At 65.6% G+C, this 23,506-nt stretch carries 27 protein-coding genes and 1 pseudogene; 19 read left to right on the forward strand and 9 right to left on the reverse strand.

Annotated features, from left to right (window positions below; genetic code table 11):
• Nucleotides 1-439 precede the first annotated feature (439 nt).
• The 6 genes from ACP146_RS00965 to ACP146_RS00990 all read left to right on the forward strand — a co-directional run bounded on the left by ACP146_RS00965 (nucleotide 440) and on the right by ACP146_RS00990 (nucleotide 5,427).
• Nucleotides 440-1,468: an alpha/beta fold hydrolase gene (locus ACP146_RS00965; protein WP_422364893.1), complete on the forward strand. Its 1,029-nt coding sequence runs from the start codon at nucleotides 440-442 to the stop codon at nucleotides 1,466-1,468.
• Nucleotides 1,469-1,627: 159 nt separating this feature from the next.
• Complete coding sequence (locus ACP146_RS00970) at nucleotides 1,628-2,803, forward strand: acetyl-CoA C-acetyltransferase (protein WP_422364894.1); 1,176 nt, start codon at nucleotides 1,628-1,630, stop codon at nucleotides 2,801-2,803.
• Nucleotides 2,804-3,205: 402 nt separating this feature from the next.
• Nucleotides 3,206-3,931 carry an acetoacetyl-CoA reductase gene (phbB, locus tag ACP146_RS00975; protein WP_422364895.1) on the forward strand — a complete coding sequence of 242 codons (726 nt, stop codon included), beginning with the start codon at nucleotides 3,206-3,208 and terminating at the stop codon, nucleotides 3,929-3,931.
• 34 nt (nucleotides 3,932-3,965) lie between these two features.
• Nucleotides 3,966-4,406, forward strand: coding sequence for a thiol-disulfide oxidoreductase DCC family protein (locus ACP146_RS00980; protein WP_422364896.1), 441 nt, complete (start codon nucleotides 3,966-3,968; stop codon nucleotides 4,404-4,406).
• Entirely contained in the window at nucleotides 4,403-4,993 is a 591-nt protein-coding gene (locus tag ACP146_RS00985; RefSeq protein ID WP_422364897.1) for a DUF4166 domain-containing protein, read from the forward strand. The genes ACP146_RS00980 and ACP146_RS00985 overlap by 4 nt, the downstream gene beginning before the upstream one ends.
• A complete protein-coding gene (locus ACP146_RS00990) occupies nucleotides 4,990-5,427 on the forward strand; it encodes an NUDIX hydrolase (protein ID WP_422364898.1) in 438 nt (145 codons plus the stop codon). Before ACP146_RS00985 ends, ACP146_RS00990 begins: the two co-directional genes overlap by 4 nt.
• On the opposite strand, the gene ACP146_RS00995 is transcribed toward ACP146_RS00990, so the two are convergent.
• The gene (locus ACP146_RS00995; protein WP_422364899.1) at nucleotides 5,424-5,801 is read right to left on the reverse strand and encodes a GFA family protein; all 378 of its coding nucleotides are present in this window, start codon (nucleotides 5,799-5,801) and stop codon (nucleotides 5,424-5,426) included. The genes ACP146_RS00990 and ACP146_RS00995 overlap by 4 nt on opposite strands.
• 87 nt (nucleotides 5,802-5,888) lie before the next feature.
• Here ACP146_RS00995 and ACP146_RS01000 point away from each other — a divergent pair, with 87 nt between their 5' ends.
• A complete protein-coding gene (locus ACP146_RS01000) occupies nucleotides 5,889-6,794 on the forward strand; it encodes a DMT family transporter (protein ID WP_422364900.1) in 906 nt (301 codons plus the stop codon).
• 82 nt (nucleotides 6,795-6,876) lie between these two features.
• Here ACP146_RS01000 and ACP146_RS01005 read toward each other — a convergent pair whose 3' ends face one another.
• Nucleotides 6,877-7,311 carry a cupin domain-containing protein gene (locus ACP146_RS01005; RefSeq protein WP_422364901.1) on the reverse strand — a complete coding sequence of 145 codons (435 nt, stop codon included), beginning with the start codon at nucleotides 7,309-7,311 and terminating at the stop codon, nucleotides 6,877-6,879.
• A 120-nt stretch (nucleotides 7,312-7,431) separates the two neighbouring features.
• Here ACP146_RS01005 and ACP146_RS01010 point away from each other — a divergent pair, with 120 nt between their 5' ends.
• Nucleotides 7,432-8,163, forward strand: a complete 732-nt coding sequence (locus ACP146_RS01010) for a class I SAM-dependent methyltransferase (protein WP_422364902.1) — start codon at nucleotides 7,432-7,434, stop codon at nucleotides 8,161-8,163.
• Between the two features lie 23 nt (nucleotides 8,164-8,186).
• Nucleotides 8,187-8,642 (forward strand): hypothetical protein, encoded by a 456-nt coding sequence (locus ACP146_RS01015; RefSeq protein WP_422364903.1) that lies wholly within the window; start codon nucleotides 8,187-8,189, stop codon nucleotides 8,640-8,642.
• 129 nt (nucleotides 8,643-8,771) lie between these two features.
• Here ACP146_RS01015 and ACP146_RS01020 read toward each other — a convergent pair whose 3' ends face one another.
• Nucleotides 8,772-10,127, reverse strand: coding sequence for a ferric reductase-like transmembrane domain-containing protein (locus tag ACP146_RS01020; protein WP_422364904.1), 1,356 nt, complete (start codon nucleotides 10,125-10,127; stop codon nucleotides 8,772-8,774).
• A gap of 170 nt (nucleotides 10,128-10,297) precedes the next feature.
• Between ACP146_RS01020 and ACP146_RS01025 the strand changes: the two genes are divergently transcribed.
• Entirely contained in the window at nucleotides 10,298-10,900 is a 603-nt protein-coding gene (locus ACP146_RS01025) for a hypothetical protein (RefSeq protein ID WP_422364905.1), read from the forward strand.
• Nucleotides 10,901-10,919: 19 nt separating this feature from the next.
• Here the strand turns inward: ACP146_RS01025 and ACP146_RS01030 are convergent, their stop codons facing one another.
• The 3 genes from ACP146_RS01030 to metX all read right to left on the reverse strand — a co-directional run bounded on the left by ACP146_RS01030 (nucleotide 10,920) and on the right by metX (nucleotide 13,526).
• A complete protein-coding gene (locus tag ACP146_RS01030) occupies nucleotides 10,920-11,726 on the reverse strand; it encodes a class I SAM-dependent methyltransferase (RefSeq protein ID WP_422364906.1) in 807 nt (268 codons plus the stop codon).
• Nucleotides 11,727-11,742: 16 nt separating this feature from the next.
• Complete coding sequence (gene metW, locus ACP146_RS01035) at nucleotides 11,743-12,309, reverse strand: methionine biosynthesis protein MetW (RefSeq protein ID WP_422369606.1); 567 nt, start codon at nucleotides 12,307-12,309, stop codon at nucleotides 11,743-11,745.
• Between the two features lie 68 nt (nucleotides 12,310-12,377).
• A complete protein-coding gene (metX, locus tag ACP146_RS01040) occupies nucleotides 12,378-13,526 on the reverse strand; it encodes a homoserine O-acetyltransferase MetX (RefSeq protein ID WP_422364907.1) in 1,149 nt (382 codons plus the stop codon).
• Nucleotides 13,527-13,839: 313 nt separating this feature from the next.
• Here metX and ACP146_RS01045 point away from each other — a divergent pair, with 313 nt between their 5' ends.
• Genes ACP146_RS01045 through ACP146_RS01055 form a run of 3 tightly spaced genes read left to right on the forward strand, consistent with a single transcriptional unit; the run spans nucleotide 13,840 to nucleotide 16,822 of the window.
• Nucleotides 13,840-14,745: a chorismate mutase gene (locus ACP146_RS01045; RefSeq protein ID WP_422364908.1), complete on the forward strand. Its 906-nt coding sequence runs from the start codon at nucleotides 13,840-13,842 to the stop codon at nucleotides 14,743-14,745.
• On the forward strand, nucleotides 14,742-15,842 hold the full coding sequence (gene hisC / locus ACP146_RS01050) for a histidinol-phosphate transaminase (protein ID WP_422364909.1): 1,101 nt from the start codon (nucleotides 14,742-14,744) through the stop codon (nucleotides 15,840-15,842). Before ACP146_RS01045 ends, hisC begins: the two co-directional genes overlap by 4 nt.
• Nucleotides 15,839-16,822 carry a prephenate/arogenate dehydrogenase family protein gene (locus ACP146_RS01055; RefSeq protein ID WP_422364910.1) on the forward strand — a complete coding sequence of 328 codons (984 nt, stop codon included), beginning with the start codon at nucleotides 15,839-15,841 and terminating at the stop codon, nucleotides 16,820-16,822. The genes hisC and ACP146_RS01055 overlap by 4 nt, the downstream gene beginning before the upstream one ends.
• Here ACP146_RS01055 and ACP146_RS01060 read toward each other — a convergent pair.
• A pseudogene (locus ACP146_RS01060) lies at nucleotides 16,755-17,779 on the reverse strand (DUF2125 domain-containing protein). The gene ACP146_RS01055 and the pseudogene ACP146_RS01060 overlap by 68 nt on opposite strands.
• Nucleotides 17,780-17,938: 159 nt before the next feature.
• Between ACP146_RS01060 and ACP146_RS01065 the strand changes: the two are divergent.
• Entirely contained in the window at nucleotides 17,939-18,550 is a 612-nt protein-coding gene (locus ACP146_RS01065; RefSeq protein ID WP_422364912.1) for a gamma-glutamylcyclotransferase, read from the forward strand.
• Nucleotides 18,551-18,560: 10 nt separating this feature from the next.
• Here ACP146_RS01065 and ACP146_RS01070 read toward each other — a convergent pair whose 3' ends face one another.
• Nucleotides 18,561-19,013, reverse strand: coding sequence for a GNAT family N-acetyltransferase (locus ACP146_RS01070; protein ID WP_422364913.1), 453 nt, complete (start codon nucleotides 19,011-19,013; stop codon nucleotides 18,561-18,563).
• Nucleotides 19,014-19,285: 272 nt separating this feature from the next.
• Between ACP146_RS01070 and ACP146_RS01075 the strand changes: the two genes are divergently transcribed.
• From ACP146_RS01075 to ACP146_RS01095, 5 genes are all read left to right on the forward strand, one after another.
• Nucleotides 19,286-19,828, forward strand: coding sequence for a YHS domain-containing (seleno)protein (locus ACP146_RS01075; protein WP_422364914.1), 543 nt, complete (start codon nucleotides 19,286-19,288; stop codon nucleotides 19,826-19,828).
• A gap of 81 nt (nucleotides 19,829-19,909) precedes the next feature.
• On the forward strand, nucleotides 19,910-20,239 hold the full coding sequence (locus ACP146_RS01080) for a DUF2282 domain-containing protein (protein WP_422364915.1): 330 nt from the start codon (nucleotides 19,910-19,912) through the stop codon (nucleotides 20,237-20,239).
• A gap of 101 nt (nucleotides 20,240-20,340) precedes the next feature.
• The gene (locus ACP146_RS01085; RefSeq protein WP_422364916.1) at nucleotides 20,341-21,240 is read left to right on the forward strand and encodes a DUF692 domain-containing protein; all 900 of its coding nucleotides are present in this window, start codon (nucleotides 20,341-20,343) and stop codon (nucleotides 21,238-21,240) included.
• Nucleotides 21,224-22,012 (forward strand): DNA-binding domain-containing protein, encoded by a 789-nt coding sequence (locus tag ACP146_RS01090; RefSeq protein ID WP_422364917.1) that lies wholly within the window; start codon nucleotides 21,224-21,226, stop codon nucleotides 22,010-22,012. Before ACP146_RS01085 ends, ACP146_RS01090 begins: the two co-directional genes overlap by 17 nt.
• 10 nt (nucleotides 22,013-22,022) lie before the next feature.
• Nucleotides 22,023-22,607 carry a DoxX family membrane protein gene (locus ACP146_RS01095; protein ID WP_422364918.1) on the forward strand — a complete coding sequence of 195 codons (585 nt, stop codon included), beginning with the start codon at nucleotides 22,023-22,025 and terminating at the stop codon, nucleotides 22,605-22,607.
• Nucleotides 22,608-22,613: 6 nt separating this feature from the next.
• Here the strand turns inward: ACP146_RS01095 and ACP146_RS01100 are convergent, their stop codons facing one another.
• Nucleotides 22,614-23,375 carry an SDR family oxidoreductase gene (locus ACP146_RS01100; protein WP_422364919.1) on the reverse strand — a complete coding sequence of 254 codons (762 nt, stop codon included), beginning with the start codon at nucleotides 23,373-23,375 and terminating at the stop codon, nucleotides 22,614-22,616.
• Between the last annotated feature and the right edge of the window lie 131 nt (nucleotides 23,376-23,506).

The raw sequence follows: 23,506 nt of genomic DNA on the forward strand, positions 1-23,506 counted from the left end.
GCCTGGCCGGCCGCCATGGCGAGCATGATGGCCGCGGCGCAGCCGGATCGCGGCTCGGGAGTGCAGGGCTCTGCTGAAGGACGGGAAACAGATGTCGACAGGTCAGGGTCATCGCAGGGGCAGAGGCCCAACAAATCAGGCGGGCGGAGCAACGGTGCCGGGCCGCCTGGGGCCGCGTCCTCTGCCTCTGCATCTGATGGCGGCGGGTCTGACCTGGACATCCTCACGCAACGCCTTGCCGCTCTGGAACAACGGATCGCTGCCCTGGAAGGGGGATCTGGCCGAGCGCGCGGAAAATCTGCGGCAAAGCCTAAATCAAAACCTCGGGCAAAAGCCGCAAAAGCCGCAAAAGCCGCAAAAGCCAGGGACTGACGCTGAGCCGGCGTCCTCTGCTGCGGAAGACTTTGCGGCCGCAGTCGAAAAAGAAGTTGCGCGCCGCATGGGCGTTCTGCTTCAGGGGATAGAGGCCTATCGCCGGCATCCTTACCGGCGGAATCTTGTCGAGCCGCCGGTGATCTGGTCCGAAGGATCGACCCGCGTTCTCGACTACGGCGCCCTGGCCGGCGTTGCGGAAGACGCCGTGCCGCTGCTGGTGGTGCCTTCGCTCATCAACCGGGCCTACGTCCTGGACCTGACGGCCGAACGCTCTTTCCTGCGCTGGCTGGCGGACCAGGGGCTGCGCCCGCTGCTGGTCGACTGGGGTCGCCCGGCAGCGGCGGAACGTGCCTTCACCCTGACCGACTACATCGTCGGCCGGCTTGAGCGGGCGCTGGATTTCGTGCTGCAGGAACACCGCCCCCCGCCCCTGGCCATGGGCTACTGCATGGGCGGTCTGCTGGCCTTGGGGCTGGCGGCGCGGCGTCAGGCTGACCTCCAAGGTCTGGTGCTGCTGGCGACGCCCTGGGACTTCCATGCCGAAAACGCTCCGCACAGCCGGCTCGCCGCTTCGACCCTGCCGCTGGCCGCGCCGCTGCTGGAGGTGATGGGCGAGATGCCCGTCGACCTGCTGCAGGCGCTTTTCGCCAGCCTCGATCCGCATCTGGTGGTGCGAAAGTTCCTCGCTTTTGCGAAGCTCGATCCCGCGAGCAGCAAGGCCGACAACTTCGTGGCGCTGGAGGACTGGCTGAACGACGGGGTGCCGCTGGCGGCCCCGGTGGCCCGGGAATGCCTGGGCCGTTGGTATGGCGACAACGCGGCAGCCAAGGGCCAATGGCTGCTGGCCGGAACGCCTGTCGATCCGGGCAAGGTCACCCTGCCGTCGCTTTGCGTGATCCCGGCGCAGGATCGCATCGTGCCCCCGGCCTCGGCGCTTGCCCTGGCCGAGGCCCTGCCGAACGTGGAGACCGCCAGCCCCAGCGTCGGCCATATCGGCATGGTGGTCAGCGGTCAGGCGCGCGGCACCGTCTGGGAACCGATGCTGGGTTGGATCAACGCGCAAGCGGCCGGCAATCGCGCCGACAAAGCGTGACCATTCCTGCGCGCGGCTTGCACCGGGCGCTCGTCTGTCCTTATATCAAGGGAGAGGTTAACCAAGGAGGGCACCGCGACGGCAGCGGGAGCCCGGTTTGCGGATCGCAGCTTCGGCCACCGGAGACAGGCGCCGCCCAAAAAAGGGAGAATTCCGAACATGACCGAAGTCGTAATCGCCGGTGCCGCCCGCACCCCCGTCGGCAGCTTCAGTGGCGGCCTGTCTTCCGTCGCGGCCTCCACCCTCGGGGCGGTTGCCGTCAAAGAAGCCATGAAGCGGGCCAAGGTCGAGGCTGAAGAGGTCGACGAAGCCGTTCTCGGCCAGATCCTGACCGCCGGCGCCGGCCAGAACCCGGCCCGCCAGGCCGCCGTCGAAGCCGGTATTCCGGTCGAAAAGACGGCTTATCAGATCAATCAGCTCTGCGGTTCCGGTCTGCGGGCCGTGGCCATCGGCTCGCAGGCGATCCAGACCGGCGATTCCCGCATCGTCGTGGCCGGCGGTCAGGAAAGCATGAGCCAGGCACCCCATGTCGCCCACCTGCGCAACGGCCAGAAGATGGGTGACCTCAAGATGATCGACTCGATGATCAAGGACGGTCTCTGGGATGCCTTCAACGGCTACCACATGGGTAACACGGCGGAGAATGTCGCCAAGCAGTGGCAGATCACCCGCGAAGAACAGGACGCTTTCGCCGCCGCCTCGCAGAACAAGGCCGAAGCCGCACAGAAGGCCGGCCGCTTCAACGAGGAAATCGTGCCGGTCACCATCAAGACCCGCAAAGGCGAGACCATCGTCGAGGCCGACGAGTATCCGCGCCACGGTGTCACGGCGGAATCGCTTTCGGGTCTGCGTCCGGCCTTCGATAAGGAAGGCTCCGTGACCGCCGGCAATGCCAGCGGCATCAACGACGGCGCCGCCGCTGTGGTGCTGATGTCGGCGGAGGATGCTTCCGCCCGTGGCGTGGCGCCGCTGGCGCGCATCGTTTCCTGGGCGACCTGCGGCGTCGATCCGGCGATCATGGGCACCGGCCCGATCCCCTCCAGCCGCAAGGCGCTGGAGAAAGCCGGCTGGTCGGCCGGCGATCTCGATCTGGTCGAAGCCAACGAGGCTTTTGCCGCCCAGGCCCTGGCCGTGAACAAGGACATGGGCTGGGATACCGACAAGGTGAACGTGAACGGCGGCGCCATCGCCCTCGGCCACCCGATCGGTGCCTCCGGCGCCCGTGTGCTGGTGACTCTGCTGCACGAGATGGCCAAGCGCGATGCGAAGAAGGGCCTCGCCACGCTTTGCATCGGCGGCGGCATGGGCATCGCCATGTGCCTCGAACGGGACTGACCGCGCCGTAGCGCCTGACCAGTACGGAACCGGCCCGCCATCGCGCGCGGGCCGGTTTTTCGTTGCCTTTACTTGCCGGCGGGCAGCTACGCAGCACCGTCATCCTCGGACTTGTTCCGAGGATCCATGTTTCGGCAAATGTTGACCCTTTGCCGCGACGCTCTTGGTCTCGGTGCAATGGACCCTCGGAACAAGCCCGAGGGTGACAGTTGGGAGTCACGGCAGACGCCGTCCGATCTCCCGGAATTTCCACGGCTTCAGGCTGCGCAGCGGTTGGCGCTCCCGGCGATCCGTGGTTTGATGGGGACGACCGCAGGTTACGGGGCTCAAGCGAAGGTCCGGGCGACGGTCGGTGCGACGGCCTGAACGGCCGCAGGGAACTGTAAACGGGGAGGTTCGGTGATGGCGCGTGTGGCTTTGGTGACGGGGGGGACCCGTGGCATTGGTGCGGCGATTTCCATTGGCTTGAAAGAGGCTGGTTACACGGTGGCGGCGAGCTATGGCGGCAACGACGAGGCGGCCAACAAGTTCAAGGATGCCAACGGCATCGCCGTCTACAAGTGGGACGTCGGCGACTTCGAGGCCTGCAAGGCCGGCATCGCCCAGGTCGAAAGCGATCTCGGGCCGGTCGATGTGCTGGTGAACAACGCCGGTATCACCCGTGACGGCACCCTGCACCGCATGAGCCTGGAGAACTGGCGGGCCGTGATGTCCACCAATCTCGATTCCCTCTTCAACATGACCCGCAATGTCATCGAAGGCATGCGCAGCCGCGGCTACGGGCGGATCATTTCGATCTCCTCCATCAACGGGCAGAAGGGCCAGCTCGGTCAGGCCAACTACTCCGCCGCCAAGGCCGGCGTTTTCGGCTTCACCAAAGCGGTGGCCCAGGAGAATGCCTTCAAAGGCATCACCGTGAACGCAGTCGCGCCGGGCTACATCGGCACCGAGATGGTGCGCGCCGTACCCGAAGAGATCCTCAATACCAAGATCCTGCCGCTGATCCCCGCCGGCCGCCTCGGCGAACCGGAAGAGATTGCGCGCTGCGTGGTCTTCCTGGCGGCTGAGGAGTCCGGGTTCATCACCGGCGCGACGCTCAGCGCCAACGGCGGCCAGTACATGGCCTGACCGGCCCGGTTCGAGGGCGGGGCGGAGACGGGCATTGGCGGGGTTGGATGATGAAGCCCCGCTTACGCAAAACGCTCTGCCGTCCAAACTGATTCTCTTCGATGGAGTCTGTGTGCTTTGCAACGGCTCCATGCGTTTCGTGATGAAGCACGAGCGTGCAGCGGTTTTTCATTTCGCCGCCATTCAATCCGACGCCGGCCAAAAGGTTCTGGCCGATCATGGTCAGGAAACAGAGGACTGGGATTCCGTGGTGGTGATCGAAGAGGGCAGGGTCTACCGCAAGTCCGATGCCGCGGTGCGGATCGCCCGCTATCTGAGGGCGCCCTGGCGCTGGCTCGGCATCATCCGCATCCTGCCGCGCGGCCTGCGCGACTGGCTCTACGACCGGGTGGCGCGCAGCCGCTACCGCCTCTTCGGGCGCTATGAGGTCTGCATGGTGCCGACTCCGGAACAGCGCGGGCGTTTTCTGGCATGACCACGGCTGAAAGCGCCCTGCCGCTCTACCGCCGCGTATTGGGTGACGACTTCGAGCGGCTGCCCGGCGCGGTCAAGCGCCTGCATGATCACTCCGGGCAGCTTTGCGCCAACGGCCTTTGCCGGGTCAGCCGCGGCAGTGGGGTCGTCAGCCGGGTGATTGCCCGCCTCTTCGCCCTGCCGCCAAGCGGCGAGTCTCTGCCGGTTCGGGTCTGCTTCATTGCAGAGGGTGAGGCGGAGCTATGGGAGCGCGACTTCGCCGGCCACCGCCTGAAGACCCGGCAGGGCGGTCTGGCCGGGCGCCCCGGTCTGATCTATGAGACCTTCGGTCCCGGCCGCTTCATCGTCCGGCCCCGTGTGATGCCCCACGGTTTGGATCTTGAGCTTCTTGGCGTAAGGCTGCTGGGGCTGCCGCTGCCGAGGCTGTTCTGGCCGCGTATCCGCGGCCACGAAGGCGAGGATGCCGGGCGCTTCACTTTTGATGTTGCGATCATGCTGCCGCTGGTTGGCCTGCTGGTCGCCTACAGTGGATTCCTGGAACCGCAGGAAGAGACGCCCGCTTCAAGAGACGCGAGAGAATGGCCGTGAACGACTATCCCAATCGGCCGCTGATCGGTGTCGGCGTGGTGGTTTTCAAAGAGGATCGGGTTCTGTTGGTCCGCCGCGGCAAGCCGCCGCGGGAGGGCCAGTGGTCGCTGCCCGGCGGCCGCCAGCGCCTCGGCGAGCGCATCGAGGAAGCCGCCGCCCGCGAAGTGCGCGAGGAAGCGGGTCTGGAGATCGTCGTCGGCGGCTTGGTCGACGTGGTGGACTCGATCACCCGCGATGCCGGGGGAGCGGTCCAGTACCACTACACCCTCGTTGACCTGATGGCGGAGTGGCGAAGCGGCGAAGCTCGCGCCGGTCAAGATGCGGCTGATGTGATCTGGGCTGATCCGGCGGATCTTTCGGATTACGGGCTTTGGGATGAAACTCGGCGTATCATTGGATTGGCGGCGGCCAAACGGCAAGTTGCCGGCGGTTAGAACGATATCTTTACCCAGGGGTGGGCGCGGTTCTCCCAAACAGCCTTTTCGGGCCTTGGAAAGAAGGGGTCGGCGAAGGCGCCGACGGCAACCGCGATAGCATCCGGCCAGACTTCGGGTTCCCAGAATACGGTGCTGCCGCAGTCGGGACAGAAGTGGAAGGTGATCACGTGGCCGCTTTCTGCCGTGCGCCGAAAGGTGATGTCGCGCCCTTCGGGGTTCACTGCGCCGCGCGCGAAGAAGGCGGAGATGCCGAAAGCACTGCCCGTTCGCCGCTGGCAATCCAGACAGTGGCAGACTGCGACTTTCAGCGGGGCGCCTTCGCAGGTGATGCGAAGCTGCCCGCAGGCGCAGGCGGCTGTACGTTTGCTCATCGTTTCTGCTCCTGAGTTGTTTTTTGAAACACCGTTGAATCCTGTGGCAGCTTGCCAGCGCCAGCCCAGGCCGCTATCAGCCCTGTCATGATTGGTTCACTCCCTAATCCCGCTCCAGACAAGGGCCGCCGCCTGCGCGCCACCCTGGTCGGTGGCATCGCGGTGCTGCTCTGGTCGCTGCTGGCCCTTTTCACGACGGGCGCTGCGGGCATCCCGCCCTTTCAATTGCTGGCCATGACCTTCGCCGTGGCTTTTGCGGTCAGTCTCGTCATCATCGCGCTGCGCGGGGGCGGTGGTTTCGCGGCCTGGCGTCAGCGTCCGGCGGTCTGGCTGCTGGGGGTCTGCGGTCTCTTCGGCTATCACTTCTTTTACTTCGTGGCCCTCGGCAACGCGCCGGCGGTGGAGGCCAGCCTCATCGCCTATCTTTGGCCGTTGCTGATCGTCGTGTTCTCGGCTTTGCTACCGGGGGAACGGCTGCGCTGGTTTCATCTCAGCGGCGCGCTGCTGGGGCTGGCCGGGGCGGCCCTGCTGGTGACCAAGGGGGGGCAGGTCGCCTTTCGCGGCGAATTCGCGCTGGGCTATCTGGCCGCTGTCGCCTGCGCCCTGACCTGGTCGAGCTACTCCGTCTTGAACAGGCGCTTCGGCGCCGTGCCCACCGAAGTGGTGGGTGGTTTCTGCGGCGCCGTCGCCCTGCTGGGATCGCTCTGCCACCTGTTCCTGGAAACCACCGTGGTGCCGCAGGGCCTTCAGTGGCTGGCGATCCTTGGCCTCGGCCTGGGGCCGGTCGGCGCCGCCTTCTTCGTTTGGGATTATGGCACCAAGCACGGCAACATCCAGGTGCTCGGCGCGCTGTCCTATGGGGCGCCCTTGCTGTCGACGCTGGTGCTGATCGCCTTCGGTCAGGCGGAGGCGACCAAGGTCGTGGCCGTCGCCTGTCTGCTGATCGTCGCCGGTGCGGTGCTGGCCTCGAAAGATTTTCTGCGCAAGACCTGACCGGAGCCTAGACTCTTTCACATCTTGACGGCGCCGGGAGGGTGAGCGGGCTGGAACCGCTTCGACGGAAGTCGAAAACGCTCTAACCGTTGTTCCGGGGCAGGGGCCGCCAGTCCGGCGGGGCCATCTCGAATCCCTCGAAGTCGAAACCCGGCGCGACGGTGCAGCCGACCAGCGTCCAGGCACCGAGCGATTCGGCCGTCTGCCAGACCTTGGCCGGTACGACGATCTGCGGGCGCTGGCGGGCACCGAGATCGGTTCCCAGCACCTGGGCCTCGGCATCGTGCCCATTGGCCGAAAGGGTGAGCACCAGCGGCGACCCGGCATACCAATGCCAGACCTCTGCCGCGTCGACCCGGTGCCAGTGCGAGTGTTCGCCGGCCGCCAGCAGATAATAGATCGCGGTCGAGGCGGCGCGGCCGCCCTCTGGTGCGGGGTCGCGATAGGTTTCGCGGTAATGGCCGCCCTCGGGGTGCGGCTGCAGATCGAGCTGACGAATGATGTCGGCAGCGTTCATGGGCGGGGCCTTTCGCAGATTCGCCTGTTGCTGTCTTGGTTAACCATAGCAGACCGGGTGGTCGCAAGCGGCGCGGCTTTATGCTAGCTTGCCGCCGTCATGTGGCATGATGTCGTTGATTTGCGAGAGTTTTACGAGACCCGCCGGGGCCAGGTGGCGCGCCATATGGTGCGCCGCGCGGTGCGTTCCGTCTGGCCGGACCTGACCGGCCAGTCGCTTCTCGGCCTGGGCTTTGCCACCCCCTATCTACGCCAGTTCAAGGGCGAGGCCGAACGGACGCTCGCTTTCATGCCGGCCTCCCAGGGGGTCCTCCATTGGCCGCCGGAGGGGCCGGGCGTCGTTTCCCTGGTCGAGGAGACCGAGCTGCCGCTGCCCGACTATTCCATCGACCGGGTGATGCTGGTGCACGGGCTGGAAAACAGCGAGTCCCTGCGCGGCCTGCTGCGGGAGATCTGGCGGGTCCTGACCGGCGACGGGCGTCTGCTGGTGGTGGTGCCGAACCGGCGGGGAATCTGGGCGCGCTCCGACCGTACGCCGCTGGGCTGGGGCCATCCCTACACGGCGGCGCAGCTCTCTCGGGTGCTGCGCGACAACATGTTCATTCCGGCGCGCACCGAACGGGCTCTCTATGTGCCGCCGACCCGCTCCCACACGCTGTTGCGCTCGGCGCCGGCTTTCGAACGCATGGGTGCCCGTTTCTTCCCAACCTTTGCCGGTGTCGTGATGATCGAATCCGGCAAGCAGCTCTACGCCGGCACCATGCAGCGTGCTCCGCGCCGCCTCGGCCGTCCGGTCGTCGTGCAGTTGCCCCAGGCGGCGGGACGGGTGCAGCGCGAGAAGACGCCGAGCTGATCGATGTGAGGGGCCCTTGGCGCATGGACGCTTTGTTGCCGATGATACGGCGCGGCGCGTCGCTGCTGGTGGTCCCTCTTTGTGTTCTCCTGATACCCGGCAAGGCCGGCGCGACGAAGTGCTGGCAGCCGACCCCGGCCGAGCATGTCGACCATGCCGGCATGATATTCTATGGCAGAGTGAAAGCCGGGTACGACGGGGCGCAGGACGACCGGGACCGGGTTGTCGAGTTCGAAGTGCTGCGCGCCTACAAGGGCGTCCATGAGGACATCGTCCGCATCAGTTACTTCAACGACCACGGCAGCCTGACGGGTTGGGGTTTTCAGGGCGGTGAATCGACGCTGGTTTTCGCCGCCCTTTTGCCGCGTGTGGGCGCCGGGGGCGAAAGCGGACACGCCCACTACTGTTCGATGGTGCCCTACCACGCAAGGCCGGAACTGCACCCGGAATACTGGGACGCCTTGGCGGGGATGAAGTGATCCGCTGTTGGTTCCACACCCACTTGATCCGCTCTAGCGCAGGGCGAAGGCAAGCGATGCCGCCAAGACAGCGAGGCTGACGCCCCAGAAAGCCCACAAGAGAAGTCGATTGCGCATAGGAGATCCTGTTCAATCGTAGCTGAACTTTTCAGAGATGGTTTGGCGCATTGGCACGCCAAGCTTCTCGAGTGTTTCTTCGACGCTGTCGATCATCGCTGCCGGGCCGCAGACGATATGGAGCCAGCCGGCGGTCTCTTCGGTGTCGAGCAGTTGCGCCAGGACTGCTTCGTCCAGTTGGCCTTTTGGCCCCTCCCACAAGCCAGGCAGTTCCGAGAGGACCAGATGGACCTCAAGTCGCAGGCGCTCTGCCAGGCCGTCAAGCTCGGCGCGATAGAGGATCTGCTCGGCCAGACGGTTGCCGTAGATCAGTTTCACCGGCCGCGCGTCCCGCTCGGCATCCAGTTGGCGCAGAATGCTCATGATGGGCGCGATGCCGACACCGCCGGCAATAAGGATCAGCCCGTCCGCTGTCCTGCCGGAAAGGGTTAGATTGCCGTACGGTCCGTCGACATAGGCGCGGGCGCCCGGCCGCAGAGCGCCGATGGTATCGGTGAAATCGCCGGCCTCCTTGATCGTGAAGCCCAGTCTTGGCCGCTCGGCCGGGCAGGAACTGATCGAAAAGGGGTGCTCGGTGATCGCGAAGGACGGGCGGTCCAAGGTCAACCAGACGAACTGTCCGGCCTGGAAGTCGACGGCCTGACCGCGCAGCGGCTCAATCACGAGAGTCCAGGTTTTGAGGGCGGCTTTCTCCACCGAAGCGACCCGATAGGGATGGCGCAGTTGTTGAAGCGGCGTCACCAGGTAGACCACAAGCAGCGTCACCAGGGCGATGCCGACCATGACCAGCCAAAAGGCTTCCAGCGTCGGATGCCCGCTGTAGCGCCCGGCGTGGATGGCATGATGTGCGCCGGCAATGGCGATGGCGGCAGCCCCAAGACCATGCGAGAGGCGCCAGACTTCGTATCGGTACGGCAGTTTGTCGCGGCCTATCGCGAAGAGGATCAACAGGCCCAGCAATATCCAGGCGATGACTCCGGTGGTGACCGAAGCCGCATCGAGACCCAACGTGTACTGGCCGCTTGGGTCCCAAGGTAAGGCGTGTTTGAGGGGCGTTGCATAGAGAAAGGGGTGGATGAGCAAAAAGACAGCAAGGGAGCGCGCGATCAACTGATGGAAGCGCATGGTCAGATCGATTCCGATTCGGCCCGATACCGCCCGGAACCGGCCGGAGAGCACGAATTCCATCAGCAGCATGGCGAAGGCCACCATGGCGAGCGCCGAGGAAAGTTCATCCCGGAACCGCCGCGGCTCCAGGCCCTGGGCGTAGGCAAAAGCCAGGGGCGCCAGGGCGACGCCGATATAGCCGGCCAGCAGCCATATGGGGTGGAGGCGATAAAGGATCGGCAGTTTTCGGTCCTGGTGCACCCGTCAATCCCCTTCAAGTTCCGGCGTGGGTCGCGTTCGCCCTGCCCCCTTGCGCTCAGGAAAAGGAGGCAGCGGGCGGAAAAATTTTGAACCCTTCTCTAAGAGCTGACGACTAAAGAATGACACAACAATCGGTCTTGTGGGACCGCCGCCAGATCAGGAGAGCAATCATGTACCAGACATCCAAGGTCGCGCTTTCGGCGTTCGCTGCCGTGGCGCTGCTTGCGACCGCCTCTGTCGATGATGCCGTCGGCCAAACCCGGCAGAAGCAGATCGAAATGAAGCGGATGGATCCGCAACTGCAGAAAAAACCAGCCCGGCCGTCCGGCGGTCCGGTGAAGCCCAGCGGGCCCGGTGGCCTGAAAGCTAAGGACCCGGTGGCTTTGCCGGACTTTATCCTGCATGCCGGGCTTCCGGGCAACGTCAACTCGGGTCTGCCGAACAGCGGTTTCTGCAAGCGCAAGGGCGCTTTCGGCCCGGCGGATACCATCGCCTTCAAGGTTCAGTTCGCGACCCAGGGCACGACCGCCCCGGCAGGCGGCTGGGGGGCAAGCAGTGTTCGCGTGAAGTTTACGGGCGGCGGCAGCACCTCCGTACCCCTGGTCAGTCCAATGTGGGATGGGACTATGCCGGTCGAGGTCGACATTCCCGCGGGATGTTATGGGGCCGGTGGATGCCAGTTCTCAATCGTGATCGATCCGACCAACGTCGTGCCGGAGACCAGCAACGCCAACAACTCCACCACCAAGATCTGCGCCGCGCCGGCCGGCTGACGACCGCAGTTCCGAAGCGTTACGGTGTCACGAGGCGCCCCAGAGGAATGATCTCTGGGGCGCTCGGCCTTGAGGAGCCGCCTTCCCAGTCGCCGAACCACTCGTCCACCGTCAGGCCGGCCTCGGCCAGCAGCGGCGCCAGCATCTCGCGCGGCGTAAAGCGGATCCGTGACTCGGCGGAGAGGGTCTCGCCGCTGGCCATTACGCGGTAGTGCGTCTGATAGGTGACGATGCCGCTGGCGGCGTCGTGCGCCGCGTCGTTCCAGGCCTCCACCGCACCGAGCCGTGGATGCTGCAACCGTCGGCGTGAGCGTTCCGGGGTCCAGTCCCGCCAGGCCTCGGCGGCCGGGTTGCGCGTGTCGAAGATGAAGCGGCCTTCCGGATTCAGATGCAGGGCGATGGTGTTCAACACCGCGCGTTGATCTGCCTCGGTCAGGAAAACCTGAAAGGCATGGCCGGTGAGAACGATCAGGTCGAAACGCCGGTCGAGGCGGAGGCTCTGGGCATCCGAGAGATGCCAGGTGACCTTACTGCCGCCCGGCTGACCGCGGGCGACATCGAGCATAGCCGCGGCGGGCTCGACCCCGACGATGGTTCTGTCTTCGGCGGTTCTGTCTTCGGCGGTTCTGTCTTCGGCGGTTCTGTCTTCGGCCAGAGCAAGAGCCAGTTCTCCCGTACCGCAGCCGAGATCGAGAACCGAGCGGGCGTCCTTTGCCAAGGCCTGACAAAACGAGAAGTCTGCCGCCCAGCCGTTTTCCAGATCGTAGAACTGCGCCAGGGCCGGGTCCTGATAGAGCCTGTCGCTATCCGCCTTGGGATCGGACATTGCCCGCAGTGCGCTGCTAGTTCTGCTTCAGGCGGAAGATCGCCTTTTCGCCGAACAGGTTGGCGCGGCGTCCGGCGCCGAGACCGCTGCGCAGGCGGTCGCCGCCCATCACCAGGGTTTCCTCGATCTCCATGCCGCAGGTGCGGCAGAGGTCGGTGAAGTCGCTGATGGTGCAGAAGTGGATGTTGGGGGTCTCGTACCAGGGCTCCGGCAGGGACTCGGTCACTGGCATGCGGCCGCGGAACAGCAGATGGGCGCGGACCCGCCAGTGCCCGAAGTTGGGGAAGGAAACGATGGCATGGCGGCCGATGCGGACCATCTGCTCCAGCACCTTGCGCGGATCGCGGGTCGCCTGAAGAGTCAGGCTCAGGATCGCATAGTCGAAGGCATCGCTGGGGTATTCCACCAGATCCGTGTCGGCGTCGCCTTGGATGACCGAGAGACCGCGGGCGACGCAGGCGTTCACGTTGCGCTGGGAGAGTTCCATGCCGCGCCCCACGACCTGACGTTCGCGGGCCAGATGGTCCAGCAGGGCACCGTCGCTGCAGCCGATATCGAGCACCCGCGCGCCGGGTTCCACCATGCCGGCGATCAGCGCCAGGTCGCTGCGCAGCGGAGGCGCGTTGCGGACGGCGGGGTTGTCGAGCGGGCTCACGAGAAGTCCAGTCCGCGGTGTTCGGCGCAGCCGTTGAGGAAGCCGCAGAGGGTATCGCGGAACTCCGGCTCGTCCAGCAGAAAGGCGTCGTGGCCGGCGTCGCTTTCGATCTCGACGAAGCTGACGTCGGCGGCGACGGCATTCAGGGCGTGGACGATGTCGCGGTTCTCCGCCGTGGGAAACAGCCAGTCGCTGGAGAAGGAGATGACGCAGAAGCGCACCGGCGTATCGTGGAAGGCATTGGCCAGTTTGCCGCCGTGTTCCTCGGCCAGGTCGAAGTAGTCCATCGCCCGGGTGATGTAGAGGTAGGAGTTGGCGTCGAAGCGCTGGACGAAGCTGGCCCCCTGGTGGCGCAGGTAGCTTTCGACCTGAAAATCGGCGTCGAAGCCGAAGGTGAGGCTCTTGCGGTCCTGCAGGCGGCGGCCGAATTTGCGGTGCAGCGCCGGTTCGGAGAGATAGGTGATGTGCGCGGTCATGCGCGCCACCGCCAGGCCGCGGTCCGGGTTGCGGCCCTCGGCGAGGTAGCGCCCGCCGCACCAATCCAGATCGGCCATGATGGCCTGGCGGCCGACCTCGTGAAAGGCGATGTTCTGTGCCGTGTGGCGCGCTGCGGTGGCGATCGGGATGGCGGCGAAAACCTTTTCCGGGAACTTGGCCGCCCACTCCAGCACCTGCATGCCGCCCATGGAGCCGCCGGTCACGCAGAACAGCTTGTCGATGCCCAGATGATCGATCAGCAGCTTTTGCGCCCGCACCATATCGGCGAGGGTGATGACCGGCAGATCGAGCGCCCAGGGTTCGCCGCTGGTCGGGTTGATGGATTTCGGCCCCGTGGTGCCCATGCAGCCGCCCAGCACGTTGGTGCAGATGACGAAATAGCGGTTGGTATCGAGCGCCAGGCCCGGGCCGACCATCAGGCTCCACCAGCCCGGCTTGCCGGTAACCGGATGGGTGCCGGCGGCGAACTGGTCGCCGGTCAGGGCGTGGCAGACCAGAATGGCGTTGGACTTGTCGGCATTCAGCCGCCCGTAGGTCTGGTAGGCGAGGGTGAAAGGCCCCAGTTCGACCCCGCAATCCAGCATAAAGGGGGTGTCGTGGCCGAAGTCGGCCGTCAGCCCCGCTTGCGGTGCGTCAACCGGCCTCACAGGCTCCGCGATGTCCCCTCGGTCGCTCAAGGCCCATCCAATCCGTTTTCTCTGCCAATCCGTGTTCTCTAAAGGTCCCGCTGCGGCGGGCCTTCCGGGCCGCCGGGCGGACACACCCAAGGGTCCGATGTTACCCCGCCGGTTTCGGGACCCCATAGCTAGGGAGCCGGGGCGGCCCCTGTCAACCTTTCTCCGGTAAGGCTACGGAGCGGAAACCTGTAAGGTTTTCTTTGATTTTAGCCGATCCAGCGACTATCAGTAGCTCCGCCTTGGCTGCAGGTATCGGGCCCTTATGTCGGAAAAACCGCCTTCTTTGGACGATTTGCGTCGCAAGATCGACGAGATCGACGATTCAATCCACGACTCGCTCATGCGCCGCACCGAGCTTGCCCGCCAGATTGCCCTGGCCAAGGGCAGCAATGCGGTGATCATGCGGCCGGGCCGCGAGGCGCGGGTGCTGCGCCGGCTGGTCGGGCGCCACGAGGGGGCCTTTCCGAAGCCCATCGTCTGCCGCATCTGGCGCGAGGTCATCTCCGTCTTCACCCGCCTGCAGGGACCCTTCGCCGCTGCCGCCTTCGCCCCGGAGGACGGCAGCGATCTGTCTCTGCTGGCCCGCGACCACTTCGGCTCCCTCACACCGATCACCGGCTTCGGCTCGGAGATGGGGGTCTTGAGGGCGGTCAGCGACGGCAAGGCCAACATCGGCATTCTGCCGCTGCCGGAATCGGACCGGGGCACGCCCTGGTGGCCCAAGCTGGCCCGCAGCGGCAAGGCCTCGCCGAAGATCATCGCCCGCTTGCCCTTTGCTCCTCTGGACGGCGGCCGGCGGATCGGCCCGGAGGCGGTGGTTGTCTCCCTGGCCGAGCCCGAGGAAAGCGGCGACGACCGCGGGTACCTGATCGTCGAACTGGATCAGGCGGTATCGCGCGGCGCGCTGAAGGTCCTGCTGTCCGATGCGGGCTTCGAGGTGCGCAACACCCAGGCCTGGGTCGACGCGCCGGACCGCACCCTGCATCTGGTCGAGGTCGAGGGATTCCTGGCCAGCGACGACAGCCGGGTCGCCGCCCTGGTGACGGAAACCGAGCCGGTCAGCCATGCCTGGGCCGTGGGCAGCTTTGCCGTGCCCCTGTTGGCGGAGGAGCTGGCCAACAATCCCATCCTGAGCGCCGGATCCGAAGGCGGCGGCGACGGCGATGCGGCCAACGCTGGCGCGTCATGAGCCAGCCTTCCCCCCTGAAACCCCAGCCGCGCCCGGGTATTCTCGACGTCGCCCCCTATGTCGGCGGCGAGTCCAAGGCCGAAGGAGCCAACCGGGTCATCCGGCTGGCTTCCAACGAAAATCCCCTGGGCCCCAGCGCCAAGGCCATTGCCGCCTATGAGGCGGAAAAAGGCAATCTGCACCGCTATCCCGACGGCGGCGCGCTGGCGCTGCGCCGGGCCCTGGCCGAGGCTGAGGGCCTGGATGCGGAGCGCATCGTTTGCGGCGCCGGCTCCGACGAACTGATTGCCCTGCTGGTCCGGGCCTATGCCGGGCCCGGGGACGAGGTGCTTTACAGCGAGCACGGATTCCTGATGTACGGCATCTCGGCCAGGACCGCCGGTGCGACGGCGGTGAGCGCCCCCGAGGTGGCTTTGACCGCCGATGTCGACGGCCTGCTGTCCCGGGTGACCGACAAGACGCGGCTGCTGTTTTTGGCCAACCCGAACAATCCGACGGGCAGCTATATCTCTGAAGCAGCACTCAGGCGTCTGCATGCCGGACTGCCTTCCTCGGTGCTGCTGGTGATCGATGCGGCCTATGCCGAATACGTGACGGCGGCGGACTATCCGCGCCCGGCGGCTTTGGTGGAAGAGGCCGGGAACGTCGTCATGCTGCGCACTTTCTCCAAGATCTACGGGCTGGCGGCGCTGCGACTCGGTTGGGCCTATGCCCCGGCCGCGGTCGTCGATGTGCTGAACCGGGTGCGCGGCCCCTTCAACGTCAGCCAGGCGGCACAGGCCGCAGGCCTCGCCGCCATTGCCGACAAGGACCACGTGGCCCAGTCGGTCGCCCATAACGCCAAGTGGCGCAGCTGGTTCTCGGAGGTTGCGGCGAAAGCCGGCGTCGAACCGCTGCCTTCCGCCGGCAACTTCATTCTGCTGCGCTTTCCCGGCGGGCAGGCCGAAGCCGAGGGCGTGCTGGCCGATTTGAAAGCCCGGGGCATCCTGGTGCGCGGAGTGGGGGCCTATGGTCTCGCCAACTGTCTCAGGGTGACCATCGGCACGGAAGACGAGATGCGGGCGACGGCCGAGGCGCTGCAGGCGGTGCTCGGATGAATCTGCCCGCAGCCTCCGGCGGCGCGCCGCTGTTTCAGCGTGTCGCTTTGCTGGGCGCGGGACTGATCGGGTCGTCGCTGGCCTGGGCGATCCGCGCGCGGGGCCTGGCCGAGCACGTCTCTGCCTATTCGCGGCGCGAGGAAACCCGCCGCGTAATCGCCGAGCTGGGGTTTGCCGATTCCCTGCACGCCGAACCCGGCGATGCCGTGGATGGCGCGGACCTGGTGATCTTCTGCGTGCCCGTCGGCGCCAATGCCGCGGTTGCCGAGGCCATTACCGGGCAGCTTGCCCCCGGGGCCATCGTCACCGACGTCGGCTCGGTGAAGCAGGCGGTGATCCGCGACATCGGCCCCTTTCTGCCGGGCGGCGTTCACTTCGTGCCCGGGCATCCCATTGCCGGTACGGAGAATTCCGGGCCGGAAGCCGGCTTTGCCGATCTCTTCGAACAGCGCTGGTGCATTCTCACCCCGCCGCCGGGCACGCCCGAAGCAGCGACGGAGAAACTCGTCGCTTTCTGGCAGGGCCTCGGCTCGACCATCGAGATCATGGACGCTGCGCACCACGACAAGGTGCTGGCCATCACCTCCCACCTGCCGCACCTGATCGCCTACACCATCGTCGGCACGGCGACCGATCTGGAGGAAAGCGAAAGGGCCGAGGTGGTGAAGTTCTCCGCCGGCGGCTTTCGCGACTTCACCCGCATCGCCGGGTCCGATCCGGTCATGTGGCGCGATGTCTTCCTGCACAATCGCGAGTCGGTGCTGGAGATGCTGCAGCGCTTCTCCGAAGACCTGACGGCCCTGCAGCGGGCGATCCGCTGGGGCGAGGGGGAAACCCTGGAGGGGCTCTTCCGCCGCACCCGGGAAATCCGTGCCGGCGTCGTCGACGCCCATCAGGCCGGCTCCTTCGATCCTAGAGAACCGGAGCGATCGGGAACAGCGGGACCGGTCCAAGATAAAGCAGACCATCCCGCAGAGTAATCGGCGCTTCCAGCACCGTCGCATCGGAGGTCGCATCGCGGCGGCCCAGGGCGGCCACCGCCAGCCGCGCGGCAAAGGCGGCCTCCGGCTTTATGTCACCGCTTTCGATCAGTCTGTCGATGATCGCCTCGGCGCCTTTCAAGCGGGTGTCGAACTGGCCTGCCGGGCGCAGCACCCTGTCCAGAGCCAGGCGCCCCGTCGCCTGCAGGTCCAGCGGCCCCCAGTTTGCCGCCAGGCGGCGGAAGCGCCAGAGCCCGCCGGCGTCGCGCCACAGCGGCAGGGCGACCGCCGGCTTGCCGCGCGGAATGCCGCCGATCACGGTTGAATCGAAGGACAGTCTGGCAAGCGAGTTGCCCAAGGGGCCGCCATGGCCCGCCGGCAGTTGCAGCGCGAGCGCTTCGCCGACCAGCTCCAGGGTTTCCGGATCGTCGCCATTGGCTTCCTGCAGCGGCCCGAGGCGCGCCGTCAGGCGCTCGGCGGAGACGGGATCGAGACCGGGTCCTTCCATACGCAGGGCGCCGAGGTCGACCATGGCGCGGTCGACCTGGCCGTCAAAGGCCAGCACGACCCGTCCCTGGGCCTCCGCCGCGACGATTTCGGCTTCCTTGCGCTCGCCGCCTTCAGCCAGGCGCAGGCGGTGATTGCCGGAAACTGCAGATCGATGGTGAAGGGGTCCCAGAGTTTGGCCTTCCCCGAAATGGTCGGACCTTCCCAGGTCAGGTCCTGAGGGCTGGTTACCTTCGGCTGATCGAAGGTCACGGTCAGCGCGAAGGGGAAGCCGGACATCTGCGGGCCGTCGTAGGCAATGGCGTAGCCGCGCTCGATCTGCTGGCCGCGCCAGCGCTCGATACCCTCGGCCAGGGCCTCGGAAGCCCAGAACCAATATCCCGTCAGCCCCATGAAGAGCAGGCAGAGCGTCGCGGCGAGGGCTATGGAAAGGCGCTTTCGGCGGCGCATGGAGGCTCGTTACTCCCGGTCGTTGGGAATGCAAAGGCATGATAGAAGCTGCTGCCTGCGCCCGCAGCCCCAAATCGGAGTCGTCTTTGTGTTCCGGCTTGAGGGCGGGCCCCGGATTTGTTGGTATAGCGCTGCTGCATAGCATGACTGGGATCGGATGTGACGGAGAGCGAGTGGCCGGACCTTGAGGGGCCGGGCGATCTTACTGCAGAAGAACTGGCTGCCAGGCGTCTGGCCCTGCCTCCGAAACAGGACTTCTGGGTCTTCGGTTACGGCTCCCTGATGTGGCATCCGGGTTTCCCCCACGTGGAGGTCCGCCTTGCCAGGGTCAACGGGCTGCATCGCAGCTTCTGCGTCTTTTCACATCGCTACCGCGGCACCGCGCGGCGTCCCGGCCTCGTCCTCGGCCTCGACCGCGGCGGCTCCTGCCGCGGTCTGGCGTTCCGGGTTCCCTGGGGCGAGGGCGAGGAGGTGCTGGACTACCTCTATGCGCGGGAGATGATTACCGGTGTCTATCTGCCTTCCTGGCGCGAAGCCAAGACCGACCAGGGCGCCGTCTCGGCCATCACCTTCGTCGTCGACCGTGAACACCGGCAATACGCAGGCGGGCTGAACCACGACCGGATCGTCGAATTGATCCTGCAGGGCAAGGGCAGCCGAGGCCTCTGCATCGAATACCTGGAAAACACCGTGCATCATCTTCAGGCTCTCGGCCTGCGCGACCGCGGCCTGGAGCGGCTCTTGAGCGATACCCGGCGCCGGAGCGGCTGACGGCAGCGCCCTACAGCTTCACCATCAGATTGATCCACTCGTTCTTGTCGCTGCGCCCGAAAGGGGCGACCTTGGGAATGCGTTTGCCGGTGCGCTGATACCCGAAGAGCCTGAGGTACCACTCCACCACCCGCTCGTCGTCGGCGTTGGTGTAAAGCTCCTTGATGCCCTGGTTGCGCAGGTAGTCCTGGCGGGTGCGTTGCAGAGCGGCGCCGACGTTGTGCCCGCGGTAGTTGGAATCGACGGCCAGCAGCGTCGTCTTGGCCGTGGTCTCGTCCAGTATCCGATAGCCGCCGACGCCGACGATCAGGCCGTCCAGCTCGGCAACAAAGCAATCGCTGAGAGGAAACGCCGGCATTTCCGGACCGCCGATGCGATGGAAATTGGCGGTTTCCAGCACTTCCAGCATGCGGGGCCAGTCGGCCTCCTCTGGGCGGCGAATCGTAAGGGTTGATTCTGTCATTGGGTGATTCTCTGGCGGCGCGGCCTGATCGCATGGCCTTTCCCCTGATAGTATAGGCCGGGTGTTTCGACAATCTGAATCGCCGCCGATCTGCCGGCGGGCCTAGGAATTCCGCCGTTCGCCGGAGTTTCGGTCGGCTCGATCCCACCGTTTCCGGCGACGTCACATTTTAGTGACGGCTCGTGATTTGATCACCGGCCCAGGGGGCAAATATCACTATCTAGTCAGGCACCCGCCTGCTTTTTCCAACCTGGAGATGCGAGGTCCTCCCCATGATGCGCAAACTTCTTCTGGCATCGGCTTTTTCGATGCTGGCAACTGGTGCGGCCCAGGCCGGCGAGCAGTATGTCGATGAGTCCGGTTTCGCCATTAGCGGTTATGACGCGGTGGCTTACTTTGACCTAAAGCAGAACGCTGTCGGTACCCGCCAGCCGGAAGCGATTCCGGGCAAGGCTTTCATCACGGCGGAATACAACGGCGCCACCTGGGCGTTTTCCACCGAGGCCAACCGTGACAAGTTCGTGGCCGATCCCGCCAAGTATGCGCCGGCCTATGACGGGCACTGCGCCTATGGCCTGGCCCAGGGCGGAAAAGTTCCCGCCAACCCCAATCTTTGGCGTATCGTCGACGGCAAGCTCTATCTGAACATCACGCCGAACGTGGTGGGGTTCTGGGAGAGCGATATCCCCGGCAACCTGACGAAAGCCGATGAAAACTGGTCCAGCAAAGAAGCAACCCCGGCATCTTCGCGAAGCTGGAAGTCCATCGACGACAACAAGGGTACCTACAGCGTGACGGCGCCCATCGAGGGATAGCACGAGATTTCTCGCCACCGATCTTCCCGGCTTTGTTCCGGGAAAACAGTTACACAAGCAAAGCAGAGGAGATGAAAGAGAATGGCTGAAAAAACGAAGATCGCTTCCGCAGCGATGATTGCCGGGGCCGTGGCCCTCGCCGTGTCGGCGACGGCGCATGTAACCCCGGCCGCCGCGCAGGCGAAGGAAAAGTGCTACGGCATCTCACTGGCCGGGCAGAATGACTGCGCCGCCGGTCCCGGCACCACCTGTGCCGGCACCTCGACGATTGATTATCAGGGCAATGCCTGGACCTTGGTCCCGGCCGGCGATTGCGTGAAGTACGGCGTTGAAGAGGCAAATGCCGACTTCGAACTGCCGGGCGACCGCACCGGGTCGCTGGAAGCCCTCGACCGCGACCTGCCGGCTTAAGGCTTGGCAGGCCTGGATACAGATTGATTGAAAGGCCGGTCCGGTTTCGCAGAGCAGGAACCGGACCGGCCTTTCGTCCCTCTGATCGGGCGCTCAGCATCATGACAGAAAGTACCGCCATACCGAACCGTGCCGGGCTTGGCCTGAAGGCCGAGCACTACGAGGCGATCCTGGGCAGCAGGCCGGATGTCGGGTGGTTTGAGGTGCATGCCGAAAACTACATGGGGGCGGGCGGCCCGCCGCATCATTATCTGATGAAGATCCGCCGCGACTACCCGCTGTCGCTGCACGGCGTAGGGCTTTCCATCGGCGGCGCCGCGCCGCTCGACGAAGCACACCTCGCCCGTCTTAACGACCTTGCCGAGCGTTATGAGCCGGGGCTGGTCAGCGAGCATCTCGCCTGGTCGAGCCATGACGAGGTCTATCTGAACGACCTGCTGCCGCTGCCCTATACCGAAGAGACGGTGACGCGGGTCAGCGACCATCTGGAGCGGATGCAGGAGGTGTTGTGCCGCCAGGTGCTGTTGGAGAATCCCTCCACCTATGTCGCCTTTGAGAACAGCACCATGGATGAGATCGAGTTTCTCCGGGCCGTGGTGAAGCGCAGCGGTTGCGGCCTGCTGCTCGATGTGAACAACGTGCTTGTCTCAACCAACAACCAGGGCGTCTCGGCTGAAGCCTATATCGATGCCTTTCCCCTGGAGCATGTCGGCGAGATTCATTTGGGTGGTCATGCCAGCGAGGAAGAAGCCGGCGGCACGACCCTGCTCATCGATGCTCATGACCGTGCCGTGGACGACAGGGTCTGGGCACTCTATGCCCGGACTTTGGCGCGTGGCGGGACCAAGCCCAGCCTTATCGAGTGGGACAACAGCCTGCCGGCCTGGGAGGTTCTCTATAACGAGGCCCGCAGGGCGGAAACCGTTATCGCGGCCGAGGCAGGCGCAGCGCCGCAACCCGCAGCCTCTATGCAGCAGACCCGTCATGCCGCAGCACGCTGACACCCAGAACGACTTCGCGGCGGCGCTCTGCAATGCCGCTTTGCCGGTCCCCGATGCGGTGGTGACGCCGCCGGTTGCCGGACAGGACCGCCGCTTCGACGTCTACCGCAACAACCGGATGGTCAGTCTGATCGAGGCCTTGGAAGCCACCTTCCCGGCGGTTCTGCGTCTGGTCGGCGAAGCGTTCTTCAAGGCGGCGGCGCGGGCCTACATCGACCGGGAGCCGCCCCGGTCGCCGGTGCTCTTGCTCTATGGGCGCGGCTTCGGCGATTTCCTCGACGGCTTTGCGCCGGCGGCGAACGTGCCTTACCTGGGCGACGTCGCGCGTCTGGAATGGGCAAGGCTCAATGCCTTCCATGCCGCCGATGCCGAGCCGCTGGCAATCGACTGTCTGTCGGCCCTGCCGCCGGAGAACCTGGGCGATCTGCAGTTCGGTCTGCACCCGTCCCTGCAATTGCTGCGCTCGCGCTGGCCGGTCGTGTCGCTCTGGGCCGTCAGCAGCGGCAGCGATCCCGCGGCGGCGGTGGATATGAACTGCAACCAGGACGCCCTGGTGACCCGTCCGGCGCTGTCTGTGGACACGCGTGTGCTGCCGGGCGGCGGCTTTGACTTCATCGGCGCGCTTCTGTCCGGCGCGTCTCTGGCGGAGGCGGCGGAACAGGCGGCGTCGAACGATCCGGCTTTTGATCTTGCAGTCCATCTGCAAGGCATGTTCGAGGTCGGCGCCGTGACCGCCGTTATTCCCGGCAGTCCTGAACCCAAGCAAGAATAGGCTGAAGACAATGACCCGATTGATAGACCTCTACAGCCGGATTACCGGCACGATTGAGACAAAACTCGACGGCTGGTTCCTTGGGTTCCTTGCCCGCCTCGCTTTCGCTGCTGTCCTGGCGGTGTACTATCTCCACTCCGCCAGCCTGAAGGTCGGCGACGGCTTTACCGGCTTCTTCAGCATCGGCGACAACGCTTACTTCCAGATCCTGCCTTCGGTCGTCGAGGCCTACGGCTATGACGCCTCCCAGGTGCCGTTCTTTCCCTACGACATCATCGTCTTTGCCGGCACCTATGCGGAGTTCGTGCTGCCGCTGCTCATCATTTTTGGACTGTTCACCCGCCTCGCCGCGCTGGGCATGATCGGTTTCATCCTGGTGCAGAGCTATGTCGATATCGCCTTTCACGGCGTCGATGCGGCAACCATCGGCGCCTGGTTCGACCGCTTGCCGAACGCCGCCATTCTCGACCAGCGGGCCTTGTGGGTTTTCCTGCTGGTTACGCTGGCGGTGAAAGGGGCGGGGGCGCTGTCGCTGGATCACCTCCTCCGGCGCAGGCTGCTCCTCCAGGGAACTGCCCGGCCGGCCGCCGCCTGACGGATCTCACGCCAGACCGACCCGGCGGCGCCCTTCCTCGGTCTTGAGGGAGAAGTCGGTGCCGGCAAACTCGGCGGCCTCTGCCGTGCACAGCCAGGCGATGGCCTTGGCGGGCCAGTCGGCGGGAATATGGACCGAGGGGTCGAGCTGACTGACCGGGTTGATGCCCGAGGCCTTGATGGACACCTGCATGTCCGTTGCAACGGTGCCCGGGCTGAGACCCACCACGCGGATGCCCTTGTCGCCGTACTCCTTGTCGGCGCAGCGGGTCAGCGACAGCACGGCGGCTTTCGTCGAGCAGTAATGGCTCCAGCCTTCCAGGGCGCCGGTGGCGGCGCCGGAGCTGATGTTGACGATGACACCGCTGCCCTGGGCTTCCATGACCGGAAGGGCCGCGCGCAGGCCGTGGTAGACGCCCTTCAGGTTGATGTCGACCGCCAGGTCCCAGGCTGCCGGGTCGGACTCCGCCAGCCGCGCAATGGGGTCGATGACCCCGGCGTTGTTCACCAGGATATCCAGCCCGCCGAAGGTGGTCTGGCAGTGTGCGACGGCGGCGGCGACCTCATCGTAGCGGCTGACATCACAGGCAAGGGCACTCGCCTTGCCGCCGGCCGCGCCGATCTTTGCGGCCAGCGCCTCGATCTCGCCCAGGCTGCGCGCGGCCAGGACGACCGAGACTCCCAGCCGTGCCAGTTCCTCGGCGGCGGCGGCGCCGATTCCGCGGCTGGCCCCGGTAATGATGGCGGTCTTGCCTTTTAGCTCCTGCATCTTGTGTTCTCCCTGATACTAGAATTGCGGATGTCCCTGACCGGAAGGCGTTGCGGAAGCCTTGCCTTTTGGGAGCGGGTCCAGTCCCGCGCGTAGAGTTTGGTTTGGACGCTGCTATTCGCCCGATGGAA

It is taken from the genome of Pelagibius sp., from assembly GCF_965249265.1.
In the GTDB taxonomy this organism is placed as follows: Bacteria; Pseudomonadota; Alphaproteobacteria; order Kiloniellales; family Kiloniellaceae; genus Pelagibius.

What these genes read in the sequence shown, in the direction of transcription:
- metW (WP_422369606.1), bottom strand. Translation starts at nt 12,309, where the DNA reads ATGGTGGAACCCGGCGCGCGGGTGCTCGATATCGGCTGCAGCGACGGT.
- ACP146_RS01095 (WP_422364918.1), top strand. Translation starts at nt 22,023, where the DNA reads ATGACCCGATTGATAGACCTCTACAGCCGGATTACCGGCACGATTGAG.
- ACP146_RS00995 (WP_422364899.1), bottom strand. Translation starts at nt 5,801, where the DNA reads ATGAGCAAACGTACAGCCGCCTGCGCCTGCGGGCAGCTTCGCATCACC.
- phbB (WP_422364895.1), top strand. Translation starts at nt 3,206, where the DNA reads ATGGCGCGTGTGGCTTTGGTGACGGGGGGGACCCGTGGCATTGGTGCG.
- ACP146_RS01025 (WP_422364905.1), top strand. Translation starts at nt 10,298, where the DNA reads ATGTACCAGACATCCAAGGTCGCGCTTTCGGCGTTCGCTGCCGTGGCG.
- ACP146_RS00965 (WP_422364893.1), top strand. Translation starts at nt 440, where the DNA reads ATGGGCGTTCTGCTTCAGGGGATAGAGGCCTATCGCCGGCATCCTTAC.
- ACP146_RS01100 (WP_422364919.1), bottom strand. Translation starts at nt 23,375, where the DNA reads ATGCAGGAGCTAAAAGGCAAGACCGCCATCATTACCGGGGCCAGCCGC.
- ACP146_RS01085 (WP_422364916.1), top strand. Translation starts at nt 20,341, where the DNA reads ATGACAGAAAGTACCGCCATACCGAACCGTGCCGGGCTTGGCCTGAAG.
- ACP146_RS00970 (WP_422364894.1), top strand. Translation starts at nt 1,628, where the DNA reads ATGACCGAAGTCGTAATCGCCGGTGCCGCCCGCACCCCCGTCGGCAGC.
- ACP146_RS01005 (WP_422364901.1), bottom strand. Translation starts at nt 7,311, where the DNA reads ATGAACGCTGCCGACATCATTCGTCAGCTCGATCTGCAGCCGCACCCC.
- ACP146_RS00985 (WP_422364897.1), top strand. Translation starts at nt 4,403, where the DNA reads ATGACCACGGCTGAAAGCGCCCTGCCGCTCTACCGCCGCGTATTGGGT.
- ACP146_RS01090 (WP_422364917.1), top strand. Translation starts at nt 21,224, where the DNA reads ATGCCGCAGCACGCTGACACCCAGAACGACTTCGCGGCGGCGCTCTGC.
- hisC (WP_422364909.1), top strand. Translation starts at nt 14,742, where the DNA reads ATGAGCCAGCCTTCCCCCCTGAAACCCCAGCCGCGCCCGGGTATTCTC.
- ACP146_RS01000 (WP_422364900.1), top strand. Translation starts at nt 5,889, where the DNA reads ATGATTGGTTCACTCCCTAATCCCGCTCCAGACAAGGGCCGCCGCCTG.
- ACP146_RS01055 (WP_422364910.1), top strand. Translation starts at nt 15,839, where the DNA reads ATGAATCTGCCCGCAGCCTCCGGCGGCGCGCCGCTGTTTCAGCGTGTC.
- ACP146_RS01070 (WP_422364913.1), bottom strand. Translation starts at nt 19,013, where the DNA reads ATGACAGAATCAACCCTTACGATTCGCCGCCCAGAGGAGGCCGACTGG.
- ACP146_RS01030 (WP_422364906.1), bottom strand. Translation starts at nt 11,726, where the DNA reads ATGTCCGATCCCAAGGCGGATAGCGACAGGCTCTATCAGGACCCGGCC.
- ACP146_RS01015 (WP_422364903.1), top strand. Translation starts at nt 8,187, where the DNA reads ATGGACGCTTTGTTGCCGATGATACGGCGCGGCGCGTCGCTGCTGGTG.
- ACP146_RS01075 (WP_422364914.1), top strand. Translation starts at nt 19,286, where the DNA reads ATGATGCGCAAACTTCTTCTGGCATCGGCTTTTTCGATGCTGGCAACT.
- ACP146_RS01080 (WP_422364915.1), top strand. Translation starts at nt 19,910, where the DNA reads ATGGCTGAAAAAACGAAGATCGCTTCCGCAGCGATGATTGCCGGGGCC.